Origin of the sequence: Streptomyces lothianensis (genome assembly GCF_047779955.1) — a bacterium.
Classification (GTDB): domain Bacteria; phylum Actinomycetota; class Actinomycetes; order Streptomycetales; family Streptomycetaceae; genus Streptomyces.
This window is the reverse complement of record NZ_JBLMKT010000028.1, coordinates 123,733-143,583: the sequence shown is the minus strand read 5'-3', so window position 1 is coordinate 143,583 and position 19,851 is coordinate 123,733. Positions and strand designations below refer to the sequence as shown.

Below are 19,851 nucleotides of genomic sequence, written 5' to 3'. Positions count from 1 at the left end.
CCCCGCCTGTGGACAGGCCGGAGGTAATCGGACAGAGGTACTTGGCATGTCCCTAACCGGAGTTATCCACAGGCTCAAGCAGGATCCGGCGATCCGGTGCACTCTCGACGCATGACACAACGCAACGAACACGCAGCAGACAGTGACATCGCTACCCCGGCGGTCACCTTGCGCAGCCCTGGTGAACTGGCGGACGCACTTCCGTACTTCATGGGCTTCCACCCCTCCGACAGCCTCGTCCTCGTCGCGATCCAGGGCGACCGGGGCCAGTTCGCGGGCCGGGTCAGACTCGGCATCCCCGAGGAAACGGAGGACTGGGACTTCATCGGCAGCGAACTTCCGCGCTGTCTCGTCCAGGAGGTGGAGCGGCGGGCGGGTGGCACACCACCCGACGGCGTCGTCGCCTACCTCTGCCGTGAACCACGTCCGGGGGAGAGCGGCCGCCAGGTGATGGAGAGCCTGCGCCCGCTGGCCGACTCCCTGTTGGGGACCTGCCGAAAAATCGGACTGCGGGTCCTGGAAGTGCTCTGTCTCTCGGAGGACCGCTACTGGTCCTACGTGTGTACGCGGCCGGGACCGGACTGCTGCCCGGCCGAGGGCATGCCGCTGCCGCGGCCCGGCACCTCCGTCATGGCGGCGTCCGCGACCTTCGCCGGGATCCGGATCCGCGGCACACAGAAGGACTTGGAGGCACGCCTGACCGCGCCGACGGGCCGCTCGGCCGCCGCGCGGGAGGGGGCGATCGACGACGCCGTGGGTGAGGCGCTGCCGCGGCTCCTGGACGAGAAGAGCCGTCTGGGCCTCGCAGCCGACACCCTGACGTTGGTCAGCGGCCTGATCACACGCTTCCTGGAGCACCCGCCGCCCGCCCTCGTGCCGGACGCGGATGCCGCGGATGACCGGCTGATCAAGGACACCGAGGCGGCCCGCGTCCTGGTGGGCCTGCAGGACCTGCACACCCGCGACCGGGCCACACTCTGGATGACAGGCCCGCAGGCCGCGGCGGCACTGCGCCTGTGGCGGGCGCTGGCCCGGCGCTGCGCCGGGGTGTACGCGCCGTACGGCGCTGCGGTGCGCACCTTGGCAGGGTGGGTGGCCTGGTCCCTGGGCGATCTGACGGAGGCGAGGATCGCCCTGGAGATGGCGCTGGCCGCCGATCCGGACTGCGCACTGGCGGAGATCCTCTACGAGGCGACCGGGTCCGGTATGGAGCTGGACCGGCTGCGAGCGGGGCTGCGCAGCAGCGCCCTGGCGTATCCCGCCCTGGGCCTGCCGAAAGGCGTGTGGCCGCCCGCTGATCCCGATGCGACCGGAGAGGAGTCGGTCCAGGAGGAGCTGTTCCGGCTGTCGGAGCAAGGGAGCGGGAGTGCGCGGCCCGGACCCGATCCCGCCAGGGAGGACGGAGCCGCCACGCGGGCGGGGACGGTGGGGGAGGCGCGCGGGGTCGCCGGGCCGGAAGGCGAAGGCCTCCCGGAGCAGGCGCGTACGGCAGGTGTACGGCCTGCGGGATCGGGCGGCCCGCGTGCCGCGCGATCGGTGAGGGGACCGAAGGACGGGCGTCCGAAGGGCCACCCGGCAAGGTCGGTGCCACGCCAGCGCAGGCGGTCGCAGCTGGACCCGTCGGAACCGGGGGAGCACGGGCGTGGGGGATTCGGGGGCGAGGCATGACCAGCAGCGTCCCTGCCCGTGACCTGCGCCGCCACCGGCCCGTTCACCTTCGTGATGCCGGCCGTTCGCACCGGGCCGTGCAGCCGCGGCCGGTGCGGCAGCCCTGCGGGCCCGCGCGACGGCGACGCACTGCCCGGCCACCGCAGCACGGGCCGACCGGAGCGGCGGCATCACCTGCCCTCGCACTCCGTCACAGAAAGCGAAGCGGAAAACCCGCCATGCCCCCATCCGCGCCGTCCGGTACGACACACGTGGCGAATCCGCCCGCAGGCCCTCACCCGCCGAACCGGCTGCCGCGCCCGGCGGCGGCCGGGGAAGCCGGCCCACCGGTGCCCCGCCCGCCACGGCAACTGCCCTCCGCACACGCCTCCCTGATCGGCGTCGCCCTCCCGGGCCTGACCATCTCGGCGGAGCACGGCCAGCTGACCGGCCACGGCCTCGAAGGCATCTACCACGGGGGACGGCGCCTGCTCTCCCGCTGTCGGCTCGAGGTCGCCGGCCGTGAACCGCTCCCCGTGCAGGGGCGCTTGACGGGGGCGGACCGAGCCCGCTTCGTCGCCGTCGTGCGCCATGTCGATCGGGCCAGCCCGGATCCCGTCGTCACCGTGGAGCGCACCCGCGATGCCCAGGGCACGGAGCGCATCACCCTGCACAGCTCGGCGACGCGCCCGCTGCGCCTGCCCGTGGAGCTGTCGCTCGCCACCGACCTGGCCGAGCTCGGCGCGATCGCCGCGGGCAGCGCCGGGCCCGAACTGGCCGCGAGCGTCCACGGCTCGGGGCTGCGCTGGACCTCAGGCCGTCATCGGTCAGTCGTCTCGGCGGACCCCGCTCCCCAGGACGCCCTCGCCTCCACGGGGCTTCTGCGCTGGGATATCGACCTGCCCGCCGGCGGCAGCCGCAGCATCGAGCTCTCCGTCCGCCAGGACGCGGCGCAGCCACTGCGGTCGGCCGGGCGGGGCGCGCACCCGCCACTGGCGCCGGCGCGCGCGGAAGGCGACCACCCCGGCGTGCCACGCATGATGGCGACCTGCATCGACGATCTGCAGGCGCTGCTCCTGCGCGACCCGGCCCACCCGGCCGACCTCCACCCGGCGGCCGGCGCCCCATGGCGCTGCGGACTCGCACCGGCCGAAGCGCTCGCCGCGGCCCGGATGACGCTGCCCCTGGGCACCCGGCTGGCCGCGGGAACACTGCGCACCCTCGCACGTACCCAGCGCGGCGGCGACGGGCCGGACGCGGGCCTGATCCCCGGCCCGCTGCGTGATGCGGGTCCGCATCTGCCTCCGAGCAGTACGGGCATCGAGGCCACCCTGCTCTTCCCGGTGCTGCTTGCCGAGGCCCGTCGCTGGGGACTGCCGGAGCAGGAGGCCCGGGCACTGTTGCCCGCTGCCGAACGCTGCCTGCGGTGGCTCGGCGCGGCACTCGACAGCGGCGGATACCTGGCCGACCCCGCGTTCGGCGGCCCACAACGCTGCGAGACCCAGGCCCACGCGCACCGCGCCGCTCTCCTCGGCGCCGATCTGCTGGAGCTGCACGGCAGACCCGGCGTCGGACAATGGCGGGACCGGGCAGCCGAGTTGAGGACCGCTTTTCGGCGTGACTTCTGGATCGAGGACTGTGGAGGCGGCCGCCCGGCCGCAGCGCGCACCGCGGCCGGCCGGCTCATCCCGCAGTTCGGCGGCGCAGCCGCCCACCTGCTCGACACCGGGCTGCTCGGCGGGGGCACGCTCGCTCCCGGCCTGCTCGACACGGTCCGCACGGAGCAGCTCGCCCGGCTCCTCGGCAGTCCCGCGCTCGACTCGGGCTGGGGCCTGCGCAGCCTCGGCGCGAAGGAAGCGGGCTACAACCCGTTCGGACACCGCGGCGGATCCGTCCGGGTGCACGAGACGGCGGTCGCCGTCGCCGGACTCGCCGCGGCGGGCTACGAGAAGGAGGCGGGTGCGCTTCTCGGCGGAGTCCTCGCCGCAGCCGAGCAGTTCGGCGGCCGACTGCCGGAGATGTACGCGGGCGACCAGCGCACGGCGGAGGCCGCACCCGTGCCGCACCCGGCGGCCTGCCGGCCCGCCGCGGCCGCGGCGGCCGCGGGACTCCACATCGTCCTCGCTCAGGTGGGCATCCGCCCGGACGCCGTGGCCGGCACGGTGTCCCTCGCCCCGATGGGCAGCGCACCCCTGGGCCAGCTCAGCCTCACCGGACTGCGGGTCGCGGGAGCCCCGTTCGCCGTCCGTATCAACCGCCTCGGGCTCGCGATGGTGGAGGAGGCGCGGGAAGGACTGCAGCTGGGGGTGCGCGCATGAGCCACTGAACGGGAGACTCCTGCCGCTCAGGAGAGACCCTGCCCCTGAGGATGCGGGCGAGTGTCGCCGCACGGCAGCGCCAGGATCCTCACGGCGGCCCTGCCTCCGGGGGATGCTGGAGAGTGTTTCCGGATGTCAGGCGCGGACGGCGTCCACCAGTTCGGCCGTCCGTACCACCCGGGCGAAGCCTCCGCCGTGCAGCGAGACGGCAGTGGCGTAGGACAGCTCATCGGCCGTCAGCTGCCCTCCGTCGGGGCCGGCCAGGTCGAAGGTGTGGGTGGCGTCGAGGGCGACCAGCACGTCGTAGCCGAGATTGCCGCCCATACGGGCCGTGGTCTCCACGCACATGTTGGTCTGGATGCCTACCAGGGCGATCTGGCCGATGCCGGCCGCCTTGAGCCAGGCATGCAGGTCGGGTGTGCCGTAGAAGGCCGAGTTCACGGACTTGGTGACGAGCAGCTCGGGTCCGCCGCCCTTGCCGCGCCGCTCCTCGACGTACGCCTTGAAGTCATTGCCCTCCTGGCCGTGGCGCAGCGGGGAGGCAGGCTTGTCGGAGTCGTGCCGTACGAAGACGACCGGACGCTCGGATTCCTGCCAGGCCGCGATCAGGGTGGCGATGTTCTCGTCGGCGGCCGGGTTGTTGCGAGGGCCCCAGAACTCCGGGACGTCGAAGCCCCTCTGGACGTCCACCACTACCAGTGCCGCGTTCTGTGTGATCTCCATGCCCCAGATCCTGCCGCCGGAACAGACCCCGCTCCAGAGCGGAGAAAGACAGCTGTCGATGGTTTACTGCCAACATGACCTCGCTGGTGCCCGCCCGCCGCATCGCCCTGCTCGCCTTTCCCGGCATCCGGGCCTTCGACGTCTCGGTGATCACCGAGGTGTGGGGCGCGGACCGTACCGACCGCGGGGTGCCCGGGTTCGAGTTGAGGCGGGTCGCCGCCGGGCCCGAACCGGTGGCGATGCGCGGCGGGTTGGCCCTCACCCGGGACCGCACGCTCGCCTGGCTGACCCGGGCCGAGCTGATCCTGGTGCCGGGCCTGGACGACCGCATCGCCCCGGCGCCCGAGCCGGTCCGCGAGGCGCTGCGCCGCGCCCATGCCCGGGGCACCACCATCGCCGCGCTGTGCGGCGGGGCGTTCGCGCTCGCCCAGGCCGGCCTGCTCGACGGCCGACGTGCGGTGACCCACTGGGCGCTGGCCGAGCAGCTGCGTGCGCGGCATCCGCGGGTACGGGTCGAGGCCGGGGCGCTCTTCGTCGAAGACGGCAACCTGTGGACCTCGGCCGGTACCGCCGCGGGCATCGACCTGTGCCTGCACCTGGTGCGCTCGATGCACGGCGCGGAGGCGGCCGCGACGATCGCGCGGTCCATGGTCACCGCGCCGTTCCGCACCGGCGGCCAGGCCCAGTTCATCGAGCAGCCGACCCGGCGCGCGGACCGCGAGGCGGACGCGCTCGCCGAGGTGCGGGCGTACGCGCTGGCCCGCCTCGCCGAACCGCTCACCGTGCGGGAGCTCGCCGCCCGCGCCGGGATGTCACCGCGCTCCTTCGCCCGTCACTTCACGGCCGCCACCGGCACCACTCCGCTGCGCTGGCTCGTGGAGCAGCGGATCGCGGCGGCGCAGCGGCTCCTGGAGCGGACCGATCTGCCGATGCCCGAGGTGGCGCGGCGGTCAGGGTTCGGCAGCGAGGTCACGATGCGCCAGCACTTCGCGTCCCGCCTCTCGACCAGTCCACGCGCCTACCGCAACGCCTTCGCCGAGCAGACCCCCGCAGACCACGGTCGCTGACCCAGCCCTCGCTGCACACTCCCGCCTCCTGCCTGCCCCTGCGATGCCCGCCTCGTGCCTGCCCCTGCGATGCCCGCCTTCCGTGGCGATGCCCGGCAAGGCTTGGGCCCGAGGACCCGTACGCACCCGAACCAGGTGTTTATCGTCAGCCAGACGACTATGATCGCGGGCATGTCGCCCTACGACCCGTCGACCTACCCGCCCTTCGCCGTCACCGTCGACCTGGTCGTACTGACCGTGCGTCGCCATTCGCTCTGCGCGCTGACGGTGCGCCGCGGGGAGCCCCCGTTCCAGGGGCGGTGGGCGCTGCCGGGCGGTTTCGTCAAGGAGGACGAGGACCTGGCGGCCGCCGCCGCCCGCGAGCTCGTCGAGGAGACCGGACTGTGCGTCCACGATTCCGCGGGCCCCGAGGCGTCGGCCGGAGGTGCGCACCTCGAACAGCTGGCGACCTACGGCGACCCGAAGCGCGACCCCAGGATGCGTGTGGTGAGCGTGGCCCATCTCGCGCTCGCCCCCGATCTGCCGGCACCGCGCGCGGGCGGCGATGCGCACAGCGCGCGCTGGTCACCCGTCGAGTCCGTGCTCGACCAGGACGGCGAGCAGGGCGCCCTCGCCTTCGACCACGCGCAGATCCTGGGCGACGGAGTGGAGCGGGCGCGTTCGAAGATCGAGTACTCCTCGCTCGCAACGGCCTTCTGCACCCCGGAGTTCACCGTGGGCGAGCTGCGCCGTGTCTACGAAGCGGTCTGGGGCGTGGCCCTCGACCCGCGCAACTTCCACCGCAAGGTCACCGGAACCCCCGGCTTCCTCGTCCCCACCGGAGGCACCACCACCCGCCAGGGCGGCCGCCCGGCACAGCTCTTCCGCGCGGGCGGCGCCACGCTCCTCAACCCGCCCATGCTCCGCCCCGAGGTCTGACCCGCCCGGAGAAGGCTCCCGCCTCCCGTGGCTCCGTCGACCGCCCTCCCGTCGCGATCCGTACCGACACCGCTCCTCGCTGATGCCTAAAACGGTCAAATGTCCCGTTATCGTGCTGAAGGTACCCAGGGCCCGACCGCCCCCCGCCCCGCGCGCGAGAGAAGCGATGATCCAGGCCACCGGACTGACCAGCATCTCCAGGAAGGGCCTGCCGCCCACCGTCGACGACGTGTCCTTCGAGGCACGCACCGGCCGGGTCACGGCCCTGCTCGGTGCCGCCCCGACCGAAACCGCCCAGGTGCTGCGGCTGATGCTCCAACTCCGGCCCGGCCGCGGCGTGACGTTCTTCCGCGGCCGCCCCCTGCACCGCATCCCCCACCCCGCACGCGAGGTCGGCGTCCTGCTCGGCGACGTCCCCGGCCACCCCGCCCGCACGGTCCGTGGCCAGCTGCGCATACTGTGCGCCGCGAGTGGTGTCCCCGTCACCCGGGCCGACGAAGTCCTCGAAGCGGTCGGCCTGGTGAGCCTTCGCGAGGAACGCCTGGGCGGTCTGTCCCGCGGTATGGACCGCCGCCTCGGTCTGGCCTGCGCCCTGCTCGCCGACCCGCACACCCTGGTCCTCGAAGCCCCCGCCGGCCTGCTCTCCTTGCGTGAATCCGCCTGGGTGCACACGATGCTCCGCGGCCATGCCGACCAGGGCGGAACCGTCCTGTTCACCACGTCCGACGCCAAGGAAGCCGCGCGCACCGCCGATCGCGTCATCACGCTCGACCGGGGCTGCGTCGTGGCCGACCAGGACGCAGCCGAATTCGCCCGCACCCGGCTGCGCCCCCGTGTCGCCGTCCGCTCCCCGCACGCCACCCGCCTCCTCGCGCTGCTCACCAAGGAAGCCCGGGTGGCCCGCCGCTCCGTGGAGATCGTCCGTGAGGACGGCAACCGCCTCTCCGTCTACGGCAGCGATACGGCGGCGATCGGCGAGGCGGCCTACCGGCACGGCATCCTGCTCCACCAACTCGCCGACGAACACGGCGACTCCAGCCCACCCCGTGGCACCCCGGACGCGCCGGACGGTCGGCCGGGGCCCGGCGCGCCGGACATGACAAACGCCCAACCGCGGCCCACCGCACCGTCCACGCCACGGCCCGCACCGTCCACACCCAAGCCCGTCAACCTCAAGCCCCACTCCGTCAACCCGCCACCGACGCACTCCCTCCCGCGATCCTCTGCCCTCCCGTCATCGGCACGCTCCCTCCTCCCGTCGCACCCCCTGCCTCCCCCCATCACCGTCCGCCCCATCCGCACCCCCCTCCGCCCCCTGCGCTACGAACTCCGCCGTGCCACCGGCATCCCCACCGGCTACCTCACCGTGGCGCTCGTGGTCGCCGTCTCCGCCCTGCTCGCCGTATTCCTGGCGCGCACCGGTCACACCCCACTGCCCCGCCTCCTCGCCGCCTGGCCGTACGACCTCCCGCTGCCCCCGGCCGCCCTGGGCGCGGGCCTGCTCGGCGCCCTGTCCTTCGGTGACGAGTTCAGGCACCCGGCCCTGGCCGCGGACCGCGGCACCGTCCCGCGCCGCCTCGGCCTGCTCACGGCCAAGCTCGTCGCCTGCGCGGCGACCTCCCTGCTCCTGGCGGCCCTCGTGCTGGCCGCGGACGCCATGCTGCTGCACCTCGTCTACGGCGAGGAGCTCACCCGGGCGCCCGCGGACTGGCCCGCGCTCACGGCGAGTTGGTTCTGCCTTGTCACCGGCTGCTCCTGGGCAGGCCTCCTCGCGGCGGGCGTCTTCCGGTCCACCGCGGCGGGGCTCGCCGCGGTGCTCGCCGTCCCGGTGCTCCTCGTACCCGCCGCGGAGAAGGTGTTCGAGGGTCCGTCCGTGCGCTCGGCCGCCGGGCTGCCCGGGCGGCTGCGGGATCTCGCGCTGGTCCGGTGGCCGCTCGGCAGCGAGCCCTATCTCGAAGCGGCCCTGCGGATGCTGACCCAACCCATCGCGTTCACCCTGACGTTGAGCCTGTTCGCGCTGCTGGCGGCCTACCTGTTCACCGCGCTGCGCCCGCATGTGAGCGCCCGCCTCCGGTAGCAGAACAGAACAGTAGGTATGCCTGATAGGCCGACAACTCGCCCTCAATGCCGTGTTCTTTACGATAAGGCGTCAATTGCGGTGCGGTAAGCGATCACCCTTTCGTGTGCTTTTCACCAAAGACCTCAAGGCGGTTGGGGACCGCGCCGACAAAGGATCCGTGAGTACCCTTGCGCACACCATGATGACCACCGCCCGCTCCGCCGACTCAGGCCTCGCCGGACCGGGCGAACTCGACCGCTACCCCTACGCGGAGACACCCGGCGCCGACCGTGTCCCCGCGCCGGCCTGGGAGGGCCGTGAGCAGGACCTCGGCCGTGTCGGCGGCCGGCGCGCCGCCGGCAGTCGCGGGCGCGGCCTGCACGGCCAACTCGTGCAGCAGCTCGGCCAGATGATCGTCTCCGGCGACCTCGGCGCGGACCGCCCGCTGGTCCCCGAGGAGATCGGCCAGCGTTTCGAGGTGTCCCGCACCGTCGTCCGCGAGTCGCTGCGCGTTCTGGAGGCCAAAGGCCTCGTCAGCGCCCGCCCCAACGTCGGCACACGGGTGCGGCCGGTCAGCGACTGGAACCTGCTCGATCCGGACATCATCGAATGGCGCGCTTTCGGGCCGCAGCGCGACGACCAGCGCCGCGAGCTGACCGAGCTGCGCTGGACGATCGAGCCGCTCGCCGCTCGGCTGGCCGCCGGACACGGCCGTGAGGAGGTGCAGCAGCGCCTCTCCGACATGGTGGAGATCATGAGCCACGCGCTCGGGCAGGGAGACGCACTCACGTTCTCGCGCGCCGATGCCGAATTCCACTCCCTCCTGATCCAGCTCGCCGGCAACCGGATGCTCGAACACCTCTCCGGCATCGTCTCGGCCGCCCTGCAGGTCTCCGGCGGACCGGTCACCGGCTGCGACCGCCCCGGTGAGGCCGCGCTCGCGCAGCACGGCCGGATCGCCGACGCCCTCGCGGCCGGGGACGGCATCGCCGCCGAGGGGGCGATGCGTCAGCTGCTCACCTCGCACCCCGACGTCGAGCGCGTGGTGCCGGCGCCGCGCGAGCACTGACCGGCAGCTCGTTTCGCCCGTCGCCGGACCCGGGCCGGTTCCGTACCGGGCCCGGGTTCCGCTCCGGGGTCGGTCCGTATCCGGTCGGGCCCTGCGCCACGTCCGGTCCGTACCAGTCCGGATCTCGTACCAGGTCCGGTTCCGTACCAGGTCCGGCGATCGGTTTCTATGGGCTTATGTCCGCTTCTGAGTGTTATCAGTAGTTACGTGGTGTGACTCGGGCCACGAAGATTGGGCGTAACGCTCTCCGTGGCAGCGCGATGACCTAAGAGGTGACTGCCGAGGAGGGAATACAGCAGCCGTTCCAGGCGCTGTGAGAGCTCCGCGGATTCGCCCGCCCGCCGTCGGCCAATCCCCAGCCGGCGGACGTCGGCTCCGCTCCCACACCGTGGGCGGGGCCGGAAGCCGTTTTCCATCGTTCCGAGAGGTTGTTCGTGTCGGCCAGCACATCCCGTACGCTCCCGCCGGAGATCGCCGAGTCCGCATCTGTGATGGCGCTCATCGAGCGGGGAAAGGCTGAGGGGCAGATCGCCGGCGACGACGTGCGTCGGGCCTTCGAAGCTGACCAGATTCCGGCCACTCAGTGGAAGAATGTTCTGCGCAGCCTCAACCAGATCCTCGAGGAAGAGGGTGTGACGCTGATGGTCAGTGCTGCGGAATCGCCGAAGCGCACCCGCAAGAGCGTCGCAGCGAAGAGTCCGGCCAAGCGCACCGCGACCAAGACGGTCGCCGCCAAGACCACCGCCAAGAAGGCCGCGTCCACCTCCGCCGCGACCGCCGCCCCGGCCGCCGAGGTCGAGGCCTCGGTCGACGAGGCGACGCCCGCCCCTGCCAAGAAGGCCGCCGCCAAGAAGACGGCCGCGAAGAAGACCGCCGCCAAGAAGACGGCGGCGAAGAAGACTGCCAAGAAGGCCGCGTCCAAGAAGGACGACGAGCTGCTCGATACCGAAGAGCCGGTCGAGGAGGCAGCAGCCCCGGCGGCCAAGGCCGAAGGGGACGAGGAGACCGAGAACAAGGGCGGCTTCGTCCTCTCCGACGAGGACGAGGACGACGCGCCGGCCCAGCAGGTCGCCGTCGCCGGTGCCACCGCCGACCCGGTCAAGGACTACCTGAAGCAGATCGGCAAGGTCCCGCTGCTCAACGCCGAGCAGGAGGTTGAGCTCGCCAAGCGCATCGAGGCCGGCCTGTTCGCCGAGGACAAGCTCGCCAACGCCGACAAGCTCGCCCCCAAGCTCAAGCGCGAGCTGGAGATCATCGCCGAGGACGGGCGGCGCGCCAAGAACCACCTCCTGGAGGCCAACCTCCGTCTGGTGGTCTCCCTGGCCAAGCGTTACACCGGCCGCGGCATGCTCTTCCTGGACCTGATCCAGGAGGGCAACCTCGGTCTGATCCGCGCGGTCGAGAAGTTCGACTACACCAAGGGCTACAAGTTCTCCACGTACGCCACCTGGTGGATCCGTCAGGCGATCACCCGCGCCATGGCCGACCAGGCCCGCACCATCCGTATCCCGGTGCACATGGTCGAGGTCATCAACAAGCTGGCCCGCGTCCAGCGCCAGATGCTCCAGGACCTGGGCCGCGAGCCCACCCCGGAGGAGCTGGCCAAGGAACTCGACATGACCCCCGAGAAGGTCATCGAGGTCCAGAAGTACGGCCGCGAGCCCATCTCGCTGCACACCCCGCTCGGCGAGGACGGCGACAGCGAGTTCGGTGACCTGATCGAGGACTCGGAGGCCGTCGTTCCCGCGGACGCCGTCTCCTTCACGCTCCTCCAGGAGCAGCTGCACTCGGTCCTCGACACGCTCTCCGAGCGTGAGGCCGGCGTGGTCTCCATGCGCTTCGGTCTCACCGACGGCCAGCCGAAGACCCTCGACGAGATCGGCAAGGTCTACGGCGTGACGCGTGAGCGCATCCGCCAGATCGAGTCGAAGACCATGTCGAAGCTGCGCCACCCGTCGCGCTCGCAGGTCCTGCGCGACTACCTGGACTGAGTCAGGATCCACAGCGATGCCCCTGATCCGCGAGAGCGCGGGTCAGGGGCATCACTTCTTCCGGCGGAAGGCCGCGCGGGGGCTCCTCGTGGACACGCGACAGAGGCAGCACGAGCGAAGAGGGGCAGAGCCATGACCGCCCCCACCCAGCACCAAGCGCCCACCCAGGCTCGGATTCGCGCCGCATGGGAGGCCCTCGCCCCCGCGCTCGACCGCCACGTCACGCCGCGCTCGATCCTGTGATCCTGGCCCCGAGCCCCTGAACCCGGACCCTGAGCCCCGGACCCCGAACCCTGCACTCCCGGACCTCGGACCGGCCCACGCGTCCATACGGCGCGAAGCAGGCCGCCTCTCCGGGGGCAGTGCACCGACGAGCCCGGCACTCCCGCATCCGCGGGGCTGCCGGGCTCGTCGGTGTACTGCCCGGATGGGCGGGTCGGGTCCGGGAGCAGGCCCGGGTCGCGGCACTCGCCGTACTGTCTGACGCTGTGCGTACCCTCGGTCACGATGAGTCAAGGAGTGTGCATGCATCGACCTCTGAGCAGGCGGTTCACCGCTGCTGCCGCCCTGGCGGCGGCAGCGCTCACCGCACCGCTCGCCATCCCGGTCCCGGCTGCCGCCGATGGAGTGATCATCGGCGGCAGTCCTGTGAACGTGTCGGACAGCCCCTGGACCGTGGCGCTCGCCAGCCGTGACCGGTTCGGGGGTACGCGTGCGGGGCAGTTCTGCGGCGGTGCCGTGGTCGCACCGTCCGTCGTCCTCACCGCCGCGCACTGTGTCAGCGCGGAGGTGCTCGGCACCCGGCCGGGTGACGTGGGCGATCTGAAGGTGATCGCGGGGCGCACCGACCTGCGCTCGCTAGCCGGCCGGGAGGTCGCGGTGCGTGAGGCCTGGGTGAACGAGGAGTACGACCCTGTCACCAACGGCGGTGACGTGGCCGTCGTCCGTCTCGACGAGCCGCTGCCCGAGAGCTACGTCATCCCCATGGCCGGACCCGGCGACCCGGCGTACGAGCCGGGCACCGGCGCCCAGGTGTACGGCTGGGGCGACATCACGGGCCGCGGTGACTACTCCGCCGTGCTGCGTGCCGCCCGGGTGCAGGTGCTGCCGGACGCCACCTGTGAGGCCGCGTATCCGGGCAGCGCGGAGGGCACCTACCTGCGGAGCGTGATGCTCTGCGCGGGGGAGGCTGTGGGCGGCAGGGACGCCTGCCAGGGGGACAGTGGCGGCCCGCTGGTGGCCGAGGGGCGTCTCATCGGCCTGGTGTCCTGGGGGCGCGGCTGTGGCCTTCCGGGCAGCCCTGGCGTCTATACGAGGATCAGCGAGGTGACCGCCGCGCTGAAGGAAGCGGGGCGGGACAGGGCCGGGAACGCGCGCGACGCGGCACGCCCGTAGGGCGGGCGACGCACGGGCAACGGCGACGGGCGGGCAACCCCTGTGGGGGCTGCCCGCCCGTCGCCATGACCGGCCTGGCCGGCGCTGGCTCGTCGTCGGATGCGAGACGTCAGCGTTGTCCGTACAGGAAGCGTCAGCGCTCGTCGCTGTCCGCCGTGGCCGGGACGGCGGTGAGCCGCTCCGTCTCATCCTGTATCTCAGCGGCGATCTTCTTGAGTTCCGGCTCGAACTTGCGACCGTGATGGGCGCAGAAGAGCAGCTCACCGCCGCTCAGGAGTACGACGCGCAGATATGCCTGAGCATTGCAGCGGTCGCAGCGGTCTGCGGCCGTCAGCGGGGTCGCGGGGGTCAGAACAGTAGTCACGTCGCCTCTTCTCTAGCTCGACGAGCTGTCGTACCAGGGTCAACATCCAACCAGCCCGAAAACGTTCCCGCTCGGGGCACTTTTTCCTCGAAACTTTCTCTTCGAACTTCTCGAGGACGAGGTTGGCTGCAACCGGGTGGCGGCGAAGGTGCCGTAGTGCTGGCTTTGCTGCGTACGGTTTCGCTTGTCTGCCGAGTTGCTTGTCGTGTCCTGTTGTCGGTCGTTGTTGCGGCTGGCCTGCCTGGTCCTCCCCGGCCTGGCTGGTCGGGTTGTTCATGAGGACGTGCCCGGAGCCTAAATGGTTCATGCCTGCTTGGGAACGTGATATCCGTATCACCCCTTCGAGGGATCGAACAGGCATACGACTCTGCACTAGTCTGTTGTCAGCCGAGGGTGGCGTGACATCCGCTCTACCAGGCCTCGGTACCCTCTAGCGCGGCACCTGGTGCCGGACCCCGAGCACGGGGCCCCAACTGAAATTCAGCGAGGAGCGAAACGCGTGACCGCCGAAACGTCCGTGCCGTCCACAGCGCTGCTGACAGGAGCAGGCGGCGTGATGGACAGGGACAGTTCCAACTACACCGCGCGGCACCTCCTCGTCCTCGAGGGACTCGAAGCGGTCCGCAAGCGCCCCGGTATGTACATCGGCTCGACGGACAGCCGCGGCCTGATGCACTGCCTGTGGGAGATCATCGACAACGCGGTGGACGAGGCCCTGGGCGGCCACTGCGACCGCATCGAGGTGATCCTGCATGAGGACGGGTCGGTCGAGGTCCACGACAACGGGCGTGGCATCCCGGTGGACGTGGAGCCCAAGACCGGGCTCTCCGGCGTCGAGGTCGTCATGACCAAGCTGCACGCGGGCGGCAAGTTCGGCGGCGGCTCGTACGCGGCCTCCGGCGGCCTGCACGGCGTGGGCGCCTCCGTGGTGAACGCGCTGTCGGCCCGACTCGATGTCGAGGTCGACCGCTCCACCGTGCACTCGATCAGCTTCCGCCGCGGTGTGCCCGGCTCCTTCGCCGGCGATGGAGCCGATGCCAAGTTCACCCCGGGCAGCGGCCTGACCAAGGGCAAGCGCGTCCCCAAGGGCCGCACCGGCACCAGGATCCGCTACTGGTCGGACACCCAGATCTTCCTCAAGGACGCCAAGCTCTCCCTGGAGAACCTGCACCAGCGCGCCCGCCAGACCGCCTTCCTGGTGCCGGGCCTCACGATCGTCGTGCGCGACGAGCGCGATCTCGACGGCGTGGGCAAGAGCGAGGAGACCTTCCGCTTCGACGGCGGCATCAGTGAGTTCTGCGAGTTCCTCGCGCCCGACCGGCCGATCTGTGACGTGCTGCGCCTCAGCGGCCAGGGCACCTTCAAGGAGACGGTCCCGGTCCTCGACGAGGTCGGCCACATGACCCCGACCGAGGTCACCCGCGAGCTGGGCGTGGACGTTGCGCTGCGCTGGGGTACGGGCTACGACACGACGGTGAAGTCCTTCGTCAACATCATCGCCACCCCCAAGGGGGGTACCCACGTCACAGGCTTCGAGCGCTCCATCACCAAGACAGTCAACGAGGTGCTGCGCTCCGCCAAGCTGCTGCGCGTCGCCGAGGACGACATCGTCAAGGACGACGCCCTCGAAGGCCTGACCGCCGTCGTCACCGTCCGCCTCGCCGAGCCGCAGTTCGAGGGCCAGACCAAGGAAGTCCTCGGCACCTCTGCGGCCAACCGGATCGTGGCAAATGTGGTGGCCAAGGAGCTCAAGACCTTCCTGACCTCCACCAAGCGCGATGCCAAGGCCCAGGCCCGTGCCGTCCTCGACAAGGCCGTCGCCGCCGCCCGTACCCGCATCGCCGCCCGCCAGCACAAGGAGGCGCAGCGCCGGAAGACCGCCCTGGAGTCCTCCTCGCTGCCCGCCAAGCTGGCGGACTGCCGCAGCGACGACGTGGAGCGCAGCGAGCTGTTCATCGTCGAGGGGGACTCGGCGCTCGGCACCGCCAAGCTCGCGCGGAACTCGGAGTTCCAGGCGCTCCTGCCGATCCGCGGCAAGATCCTCAATGTCCAGAAGGCCTCCGTCTCGGACATGCTGAAGAACGCCGAGTGCGGCGCGATCATCCAGGTCATAGGAGCAGGTTCCGGCCGGACCTTCGATGTGGACGCCGCGCGCTACGGCAAGATCATCCTTCTGGTCGACGCCGATGTGGACGGCGCCCATATCCGCACGCTGCTGCTGACGCTCTTCCAGCGTTATATGCGGCCGATGGTCGAGGCCGGGCGGATCTTCGCGGCCGTGCCGCCGCTGCACCGGATCGAGCTGGTCCAGCCGAAGAAGGGCCAGGACAAGTACGTCTACACGTACTCGGACAGCGAGCTGCGCCAGACGCTTCTGGAGTTCCAGCGCAAGGGCATCCGCTACAAGGACTCGATCCAGCGCTACAAGGGCCTCGGCGAGATGGACGCCGACCAGCTCGCGGAGACCACGATGGACCCGCGCCACCGCACCCTGCGCCGGATCAACATCGGCGAGCTGGAGGCCGCGGAGACGGTCTTCGATCTCCTGATGGGCAACGATGTGGCGCCCCGCAAGGAGTTCATCACCAGTTCGGCGGCCACCCTCGACCGCTCCCGTATCGACGCCTGACCGGGACGGACCGGGGTGTCCAGGGCGTACGGCATCGTCGAGCGGATCTGGCGGATGCTGCGTGGCCCGCTGCAGTGGCGGGTCATGTGGCTCGCGCACGCGAAGTTCACCGTCGGGGTGACCGGAGTGGTGCGCGACGAGCAGGGCCGGGTGCTGCTGCTCCGGCACCGCATGTGGCCCCGTGACCGGTGCTGGGGCCTGCCCACCGGGCATGCGGCGCGCGGCGAGGACTTCCCGGGGACGGTCGTCCGCGAGGTCAAGGAGGAGACCGGCCTCGATGTCGTGCCCGGGCAGCTCGTCATGCTCAACAGCGGCTTCCGCCTGCGGATCGAAGCCGCGTACGAGGCGGTGCTCGCCGGCGGGACCCTGCGGACCGACTCGTTCGAGATCCTCGAGGCCGGATGGTTCGAGCCCGACGAGCTCCCGGAGGCGCTGATGCCCGTCCACCGCGAGCTGATCCACCGGCGGGTACGCGTCTGAAGCACGGTGGGTACGGGTCGGTAACACAGCGGGTACGAGTCCGAGGCAACCAGAGGCCTGGAGGAGGGGCGCCGAGGCACGTCAGAGGCCTGGAGGCGGGATGCCGGGCTCGGACGCCTCCACCCACGGGTGGAGGCCGCGTTTCCACCTCGGTTCCACCCGCACTCCGATCCTGTGACCTGCGGCTTTCCCCAACTTCGAGGCAAGGGAAAGCCCCCCGGTACAGGGAGGACGCCATGGCGGAGACCACCAACGGGCTGCTGATTGTCGCGGCGGTCGCACTCATCGTGCTGCACCAGGTCAAGGCGCGGCCGCCGGACGAGGAACGGCGGTGGTGGGTGGTGCCCGTCGTGCTCGCCCTCGTGGCGCCGCGCAAGCCGGACCTGCTGGCCACAGGCCAGACCGTCCCGGCCGGCACCCTGCTCGCGCTCGACCTGCTGCTCTACCTCGCCGTCGGTTCCCTGCTCGCCCGCACGGCCCACGTGGAGCGGGCCGAGGACGGCACCGTCCGGTCCCGGGGCACCAGGCTGACGCTCGCCGTCCGGGCGGGCGGGATCACCGTCCGCGCCGGTCTGTACGACCGCCCGCCGGGCTGCCCGACGGCCTCCCCGCACGGGAGGCCGAGGTGCTCGCCCGTATCGCCGACGGACCGACCAACACCGAGATCGCCCGCACGCTCCAGGTCTCGACCGCCACGGTGAAGACGCACATCAACTATCTCTTCGCCAAGGCGGGTCTCAAGGACCGTACCCAAGCGGTGCGTTATGCCTGTCGGCACCACCTCGCCGAACCGCCGGGACGATGACGTCCCGTCCGGACAATGCCGAGGTTCCCTTCCGACGCCGAGCTTCCCGGCCGATGCCTCGCGACGTCCGCCGGTGACGCCCACAGCCACCAACCCCCGCGACACGCGGGCCACTTCCATTCCACTTCACCTGATGGAGTGAACAGATCGGCCACGAGTGTCCGGGATCTTCCCGGTCCGCCCATCCTTGGGCACGCGGTCAAACGGGGCCGCGGACAAGGAGAGTCCGGTGGAGAAGCAGGACGGGCCGCGGACCGGACGGATCCGGTACGACGACCCTTGGTACGACGCACTGGCCTCGGGCTGGGGCGAGCTGGACAGCACCGGCGCCCCCGCCCCCGCGCCCGGTCCGCCCGCACCCCGGTCGGCGCAGCAGCGGGCCGACGCGGCCGGGATCTATCTGGAGGTTCAGCAGAGCGCCGCCTTCCAGGAGGTGCGCAGCCGCTACCGCCGCTTCGTCTTCCCCGCGGCGATCGCCTTCTTCACCTGGTACGTCGCGTACGTCGTCGCCGCCACCACCGCGCCCGGCCTGATGGCGCGGCCCGTCGTGGGCGCCGTCAACGTGGCGATGCTCGCCGGGCTCGGCCAGTTCCTCACCACCTTCGCGTTGACCTGGGCCTACACCCGCCACGCCCGTCTGCGCAGGGACCGTGCCGCGCTCGATCTGCGCTGGGACACCCAGGAGCTCACCCGGGGGGTCGTGCGTTGACCGGCGACCACCAGACCCTGGCCCTCCTGCTGTTCATCGCCTTCATCGCGGTCACCCTAGGGATCACCACCTGGGTCAGCCGCAACCGGCATGGCAGCGCCGAGGAGTTCTACGCGGGCGGGCGGCTGTTCTCGCCCATGGAGAACGGTTTCGCCATCGCGGGCGACTACATGTCCGCGGCCTCCTTCCTCGGCATCTCGGGCCTCATCGCGCTCTACGGATACGACGGCGTGCTCTACTCCGTGGGCTTCCTCGTCGCCTGGCTCGTCGTGCTGCTCCTGGTGGCGGAACTGGTACGCAACTGCGGCCGGTTCACCCTCGCCGACGTGGTCGCGGCCCGGATGAGGGAGCGTCCCGTACGGATCGCGGCGGGCACCAGCTCGGTGACCGTCTCCGTGCTCTACCTGGTAGCGCAGATGGTCGGCGCGGGAAGTCTCGTCGCGCTGCTGCTCGGTGGCGAGAGCGAGGCGGCGCAGGCCTGGACGGTCATCGGCGTCGGCGCGCTCATGGTCGTCTACGTCTCCTTCGGCGGGATGCGCGCCACCACCTGGATCCAGATCGTCAAGGCGGTGCTCCTGATGGGCGGCGCCATCGCGCTCACCGTGCTCGTCCTGCTGCGCTTCAACGGCGACTTCAACCAGCTGCTCAACACCGCCGCCGAGAAGAGCGGCCACGGCAAGGACTTCCTCTCGCCCGGGCTGCGCTACGGCGGGGACTGGACCTCGCGCCTCGACTTCATCAGCCTCGGCCTCGCGCTCGTCCTGGGCACGGCGGGCCTGCCGCACATCCTGTCCCGCTTCTACACCGTGCCCACCGCACGGGCCGCGCGCCGGTCCGTCGTCTGGTCGATCGGCCTGATCGGCTCCTTCTACCTGATGACGATCGTGCTCGGCTTCGGCGCGGCGGCGATCGTGGGCACGAAGGAGGTCAAGGACTCCAACGCCTCCGGGAACACCGCCATTTCGCTGCTCTCCCTCGACCTCGGCGGCGGCGCGGGATCCACCGGCGGAACGGTTCTCTTCGCCGTCGTGGGTGCGATCGCCTTCGCCACCATCCTCGCGGTCGTCGCGGGCATCACCCTCGCCTCGTCGGCCTCGGTCGCCCACGATCTGTACGCCTCGCTGAAGCGCAAGCACGCCAGGCAGCGCAGCGAGGTATCCGTCGCCCGCGTCGCGGCCGTCGGTATCGGCCTCACCGCGATCGGACTCGGCCTGCTCGCCCGGAACCTGAACGTGGCCTTCCTGGTCGGCCTCGCGTTCGCGGTGGCCGCCTCCGCGAACCTTCCGGTGCTCCTCTACTCCCTGTTCTGGCGCGGCTTCACCACCCGCGGCGCGGTCTGGTCCGTATACGGCGGACTGATCCCCGCCATGCTCCTGGTGATCTTCTCGCCGGTGGTCTCGGGCTCCCCGAGAGCGATGTTCCCCGGTGTGGACTTCCACCTCTTCCCCCTGGAGAACCCGGGCCTGATCTCCATCCCCCTCGGCTTCCTTGCCGGCTGGCTCGGCACCATCACCTCACCGCAGGGCCCGGACCGGGCCAAGCACGCGGAGACGGAGGTGCGTTCGCTGACGGGGGCGGGTGCCGTCTGAGAGGTGTCCGGCGGCCGGTGCCGCGACCAGCATGGGGGACCGCGTGCGGAAGGTGGCTCGTGGGGCCGAGAGCACGCGAAACGGCTGG

General features: G+C 71.4%; 16 protein-coding genes. 14 read left to right on the top strand and 2 right to left on the bottom strand.

From position 1 onward, the window contains the following. Positions 1-111 precede the first annotated feature (111 nt). Positions 112-1,668, top strand: a complete 1,557-nt coding sequence (locus tag ACLF6P_RS08645; RefSeq protein WP_415949270.1) for a DUF4192 domain-containing protein — start codon at positions 112-114, stop codon at positions 1,666-1,668. 218 nt (positions 1,669-1,886) lie between these two features. Continuing rightward, positions 1,887-3,965, top strand: coding sequence for a glycogen debranching N-terminal domain-containing protein (locus ACLF6P_RS08640; RefSeq protein ID WP_415949269.1), 2,079 nt, complete (start codon positions 1,887-1,889; stop codon positions 3,963-3,965). A gap of 135 nt (positions 3,966-4,100) precedes the next feature. Here the strand turns inward: ACLF6P_RS08640 and ACLF6P_RS08635 are convergent, their stop codons facing one another. Continuing rightward, positions 4,101-4,688, bottom strand: a complete 588-nt coding sequence (locus ACLF6P_RS08635) for a cysteine hydrolase family protein (protein WP_415949268.1) — start codon at positions 4,686-4,688, stop codon at positions 4,101-4,103. Positions 4,689-4,762: 74 nt separating this feature from the next. On the opposite strand from ACLF6P_RS08635, the gene ACLF6P_RS08630 reads away from it, so the two are divergent. The 6 genes from ACLF6P_RS08630 (at position 4,763) to ACLF6P_RS08605 (ending at position 13,187) form a co-directional block, all read left to right on the top strand. Next, the gene (locus ACLF6P_RS08630) at positions 4,763-5,755 is read left to right on the top strand and encodes a GlxA family transcriptional regulator (protein WP_415949267.1); all 993 of its coding nucleotides are present in this window, start codon (positions 4,763-4,765) and stop codon (positions 5,753-5,755) included. Between the two features lie 171 nt (positions 5,756-5,926). Continuing rightward, positions 5,927-6,673, top strand: coding sequence for an NUDIX hydrolase (locus tag ACLF6P_RS08625; RefSeq protein ID WP_415949266.1), 747 nt, complete (start codon positions 5,927-5,929; stop codon positions 6,671-6,673). Between the two features lie 166 nt (positions 6,674-6,839). After that, complete coding sequence (locus tag ACLF6P_RS08620; protein WP_415949265.1) at positions 6,840-8,750, top strand: ATP-binding cassette domain-containing protein; 1,911 nt, start codon at positions 6,840-6,842, stop codon at positions 8,748-8,750. Positions 8,751-8,910: 160 nt separating this feature from the next. Further along, positions 8,911-9,801, top strand: coding sequence for a FadR/GntR family transcriptional regulator (locus tag ACLF6P_RS08615; protein ID WP_415949264.1), 891 nt, complete (start codon positions 8,911-8,913; stop codon positions 9,799-9,801). A 434-nt stretch (positions 9,802-10,235) separates the two neighbouring features. Then, positions 10,236-11,792 (top strand): RNA polymerase sigma factor, encoded by a 1,557-nt coding sequence (locus ACLF6P_RS08610; protein ID WP_415949263.1) that lies wholly within the window; start codon positions 10,236-10,238, stop codon positions 11,790-11,792. A 525-nt stretch (positions 11,793-12,317) separates the two neighbouring features. Next, positions 12,318-13,187 carry a S1 family peptidase gene (locus ACLF6P_RS08605; protein WP_415949262.1) on the top strand — a complete coding sequence of 290 codons (870 nt, stop codon included), beginning with the start codon at positions 12,318-12,320 and terminating at the stop codon, positions 13,185-13,187. Positions 13,188-13,320: 133 nt separating this feature from the next. Here the strand turns inward: ACLF6P_RS08605 and ACLF6P_RS08600 are convergent, their stop codons facing one another. Continuing rightward, positions 13,321-13,551, bottom strand: coding sequence for a DUF7455 domain-containing protein (locus ACLF6P_RS08600; protein ID WP_415949261.1), 231 nt, complete (start codon positions 13,549-13,551; stop codon positions 13,321-13,323). A 499-nt stretch (positions 13,552-14,050) separates the two neighbouring features. Here ACLF6P_RS08600 and ACLF6P_RS08595 point away from each other — a divergent pair, with 499 nt between their 5' ends. The 6 genes from ACLF6P_RS08595 to ACLF6P_RS08570 all read left to right on the top strand — a co-directional run bounded on the left by ACLF6P_RS08595 (position 14,051) and on the right by ACLF6P_RS08570 (position 19,763). Continuing rightward, positions 14,051-16,180 (top strand): DNA gyrase/topoisomerase IV subunit B, encoded by a 2,130-nt coding sequence (locus ACLF6P_RS08595; protein WP_415949260.1) that lies wholly within the window; start codon positions 14,051-14,053, stop codon positions 16,178-16,180. 54 nt (positions 16,181-16,234) lie between these two features. Further along, positions 16,235-16,660, top strand: coding sequence for an NUDIX hydrolase (locus ACLF6P_RS08590; RefSeq protein WP_415949345.1), 426 nt, complete (start codon positions 16,235-16,237; stop codon positions 16,658-16,660). 236 nt (positions 16,661-16,896) lie between these two features. Then, entirely contained in the window at positions 16,897-17,361 is a 465-nt protein-coding gene (locus ACLF6P_RS08585) for a hypothetical protein (RefSeq protein WP_415949259.1), read from the top strand. Beyond that, positions 17,286-17,465: a response regulator transcription factor gene (locus ACLF6P_RS08580; protein WP_415949258.1), complete on the top strand. Its 180-nt coding sequence runs from the start codon at positions 17,286-17,288 to the stop codon at positions 17,463-17,465. The genes ACLF6P_RS08585 and ACLF6P_RS08580 overlap by 76 nt, the downstream gene beginning before the upstream one ends. A 229-nt stretch (positions 17,466-17,694) precedes the next feature. Next, positions 17,695-18,174, top strand: a complete 480-nt coding sequence (locus tag ACLF6P_RS08575; RefSeq protein ID WP_415949257.1) for a DUF485 domain-containing protein — start codon at positions 17,695-17,697, stop codon at positions 18,172-18,174. Then, complete coding sequence (locus ACLF6P_RS08570) at positions 18,171-19,763, top strand: solute symporter family protein (protein WP_415949256.1); 1,593 nt, start codon at positions 18,171-18,173, stop codon at positions 19,761-19,763. The genes ACLF6P_RS08575 and ACLF6P_RS08570 overlap by 4 nt, the downstream gene beginning before the upstream one ends. Positions 19,764-19,851 lie beyond the last annotated feature (88 nt).

Coding starts and splice junctions, on each gene's coding strand:
- ACLF6P_RS08645 (WP_415949270.1), top strand. CDS start 112: ATGACACAACGCAACGAACACGCAGCAGACAGTGACATCGCTACCCCG.
- ACLF6P_RS08640 (WP_415949269.1), top strand. CDS start 1,887: ATGCCCCCATCCGCGCCGTCCGGTACGACACACGTGGCGAATCCGCCC.
- ACLF6P_RS08635 (WP_415949268.1), bottom strand. CDS start 4,688: ATGGAGATCACACAGAACGCGGCACTGGTAGTGGTGGACGTCCAGAGG.
- ACLF6P_RS08630 (WP_415949267.1), top strand. CDS start 4,763: ATGACCTCGCTGGTGCCCGCCCGCCGCATCGCCCTGCTCGCCTTTCCC.
- ACLF6P_RS08625 (WP_415949266.1), top strand. CDS start 5,927: ATGTCGCCCTACGACCCGTCGACCTACCCGCCCTTCGCCGTCACCGTC.
- ACLF6P_RS08620 (WP_415949265.1), top strand. CDS start 6,840: ATGATCCAGGCCACCGGACTGACCAGCATCTCCAGGAAGGGCCTGCCG.
- ACLF6P_RS08605 (WP_415949262.1), top strand. CDS start 12,318: ATGCATCGACCTCTGAGCAGGCGGTTCACCGCTGCTGCCGCCCTGGCG.
- ACLF6P_RS08590 (WP_415949345.1), top strand. CDS start 16,235: ATGCTGCGTGGCCCGCTGCAGTGGCGGGTCATGTGGCTCGCGCACGCG.
- ACLF6P_RS08585 (WP_415949259.1), top strand. CDS start 16,897: ATGGCGGAGACCACCAACGGGCTGCTGATTGTCGCGGCGGTCGCACTC.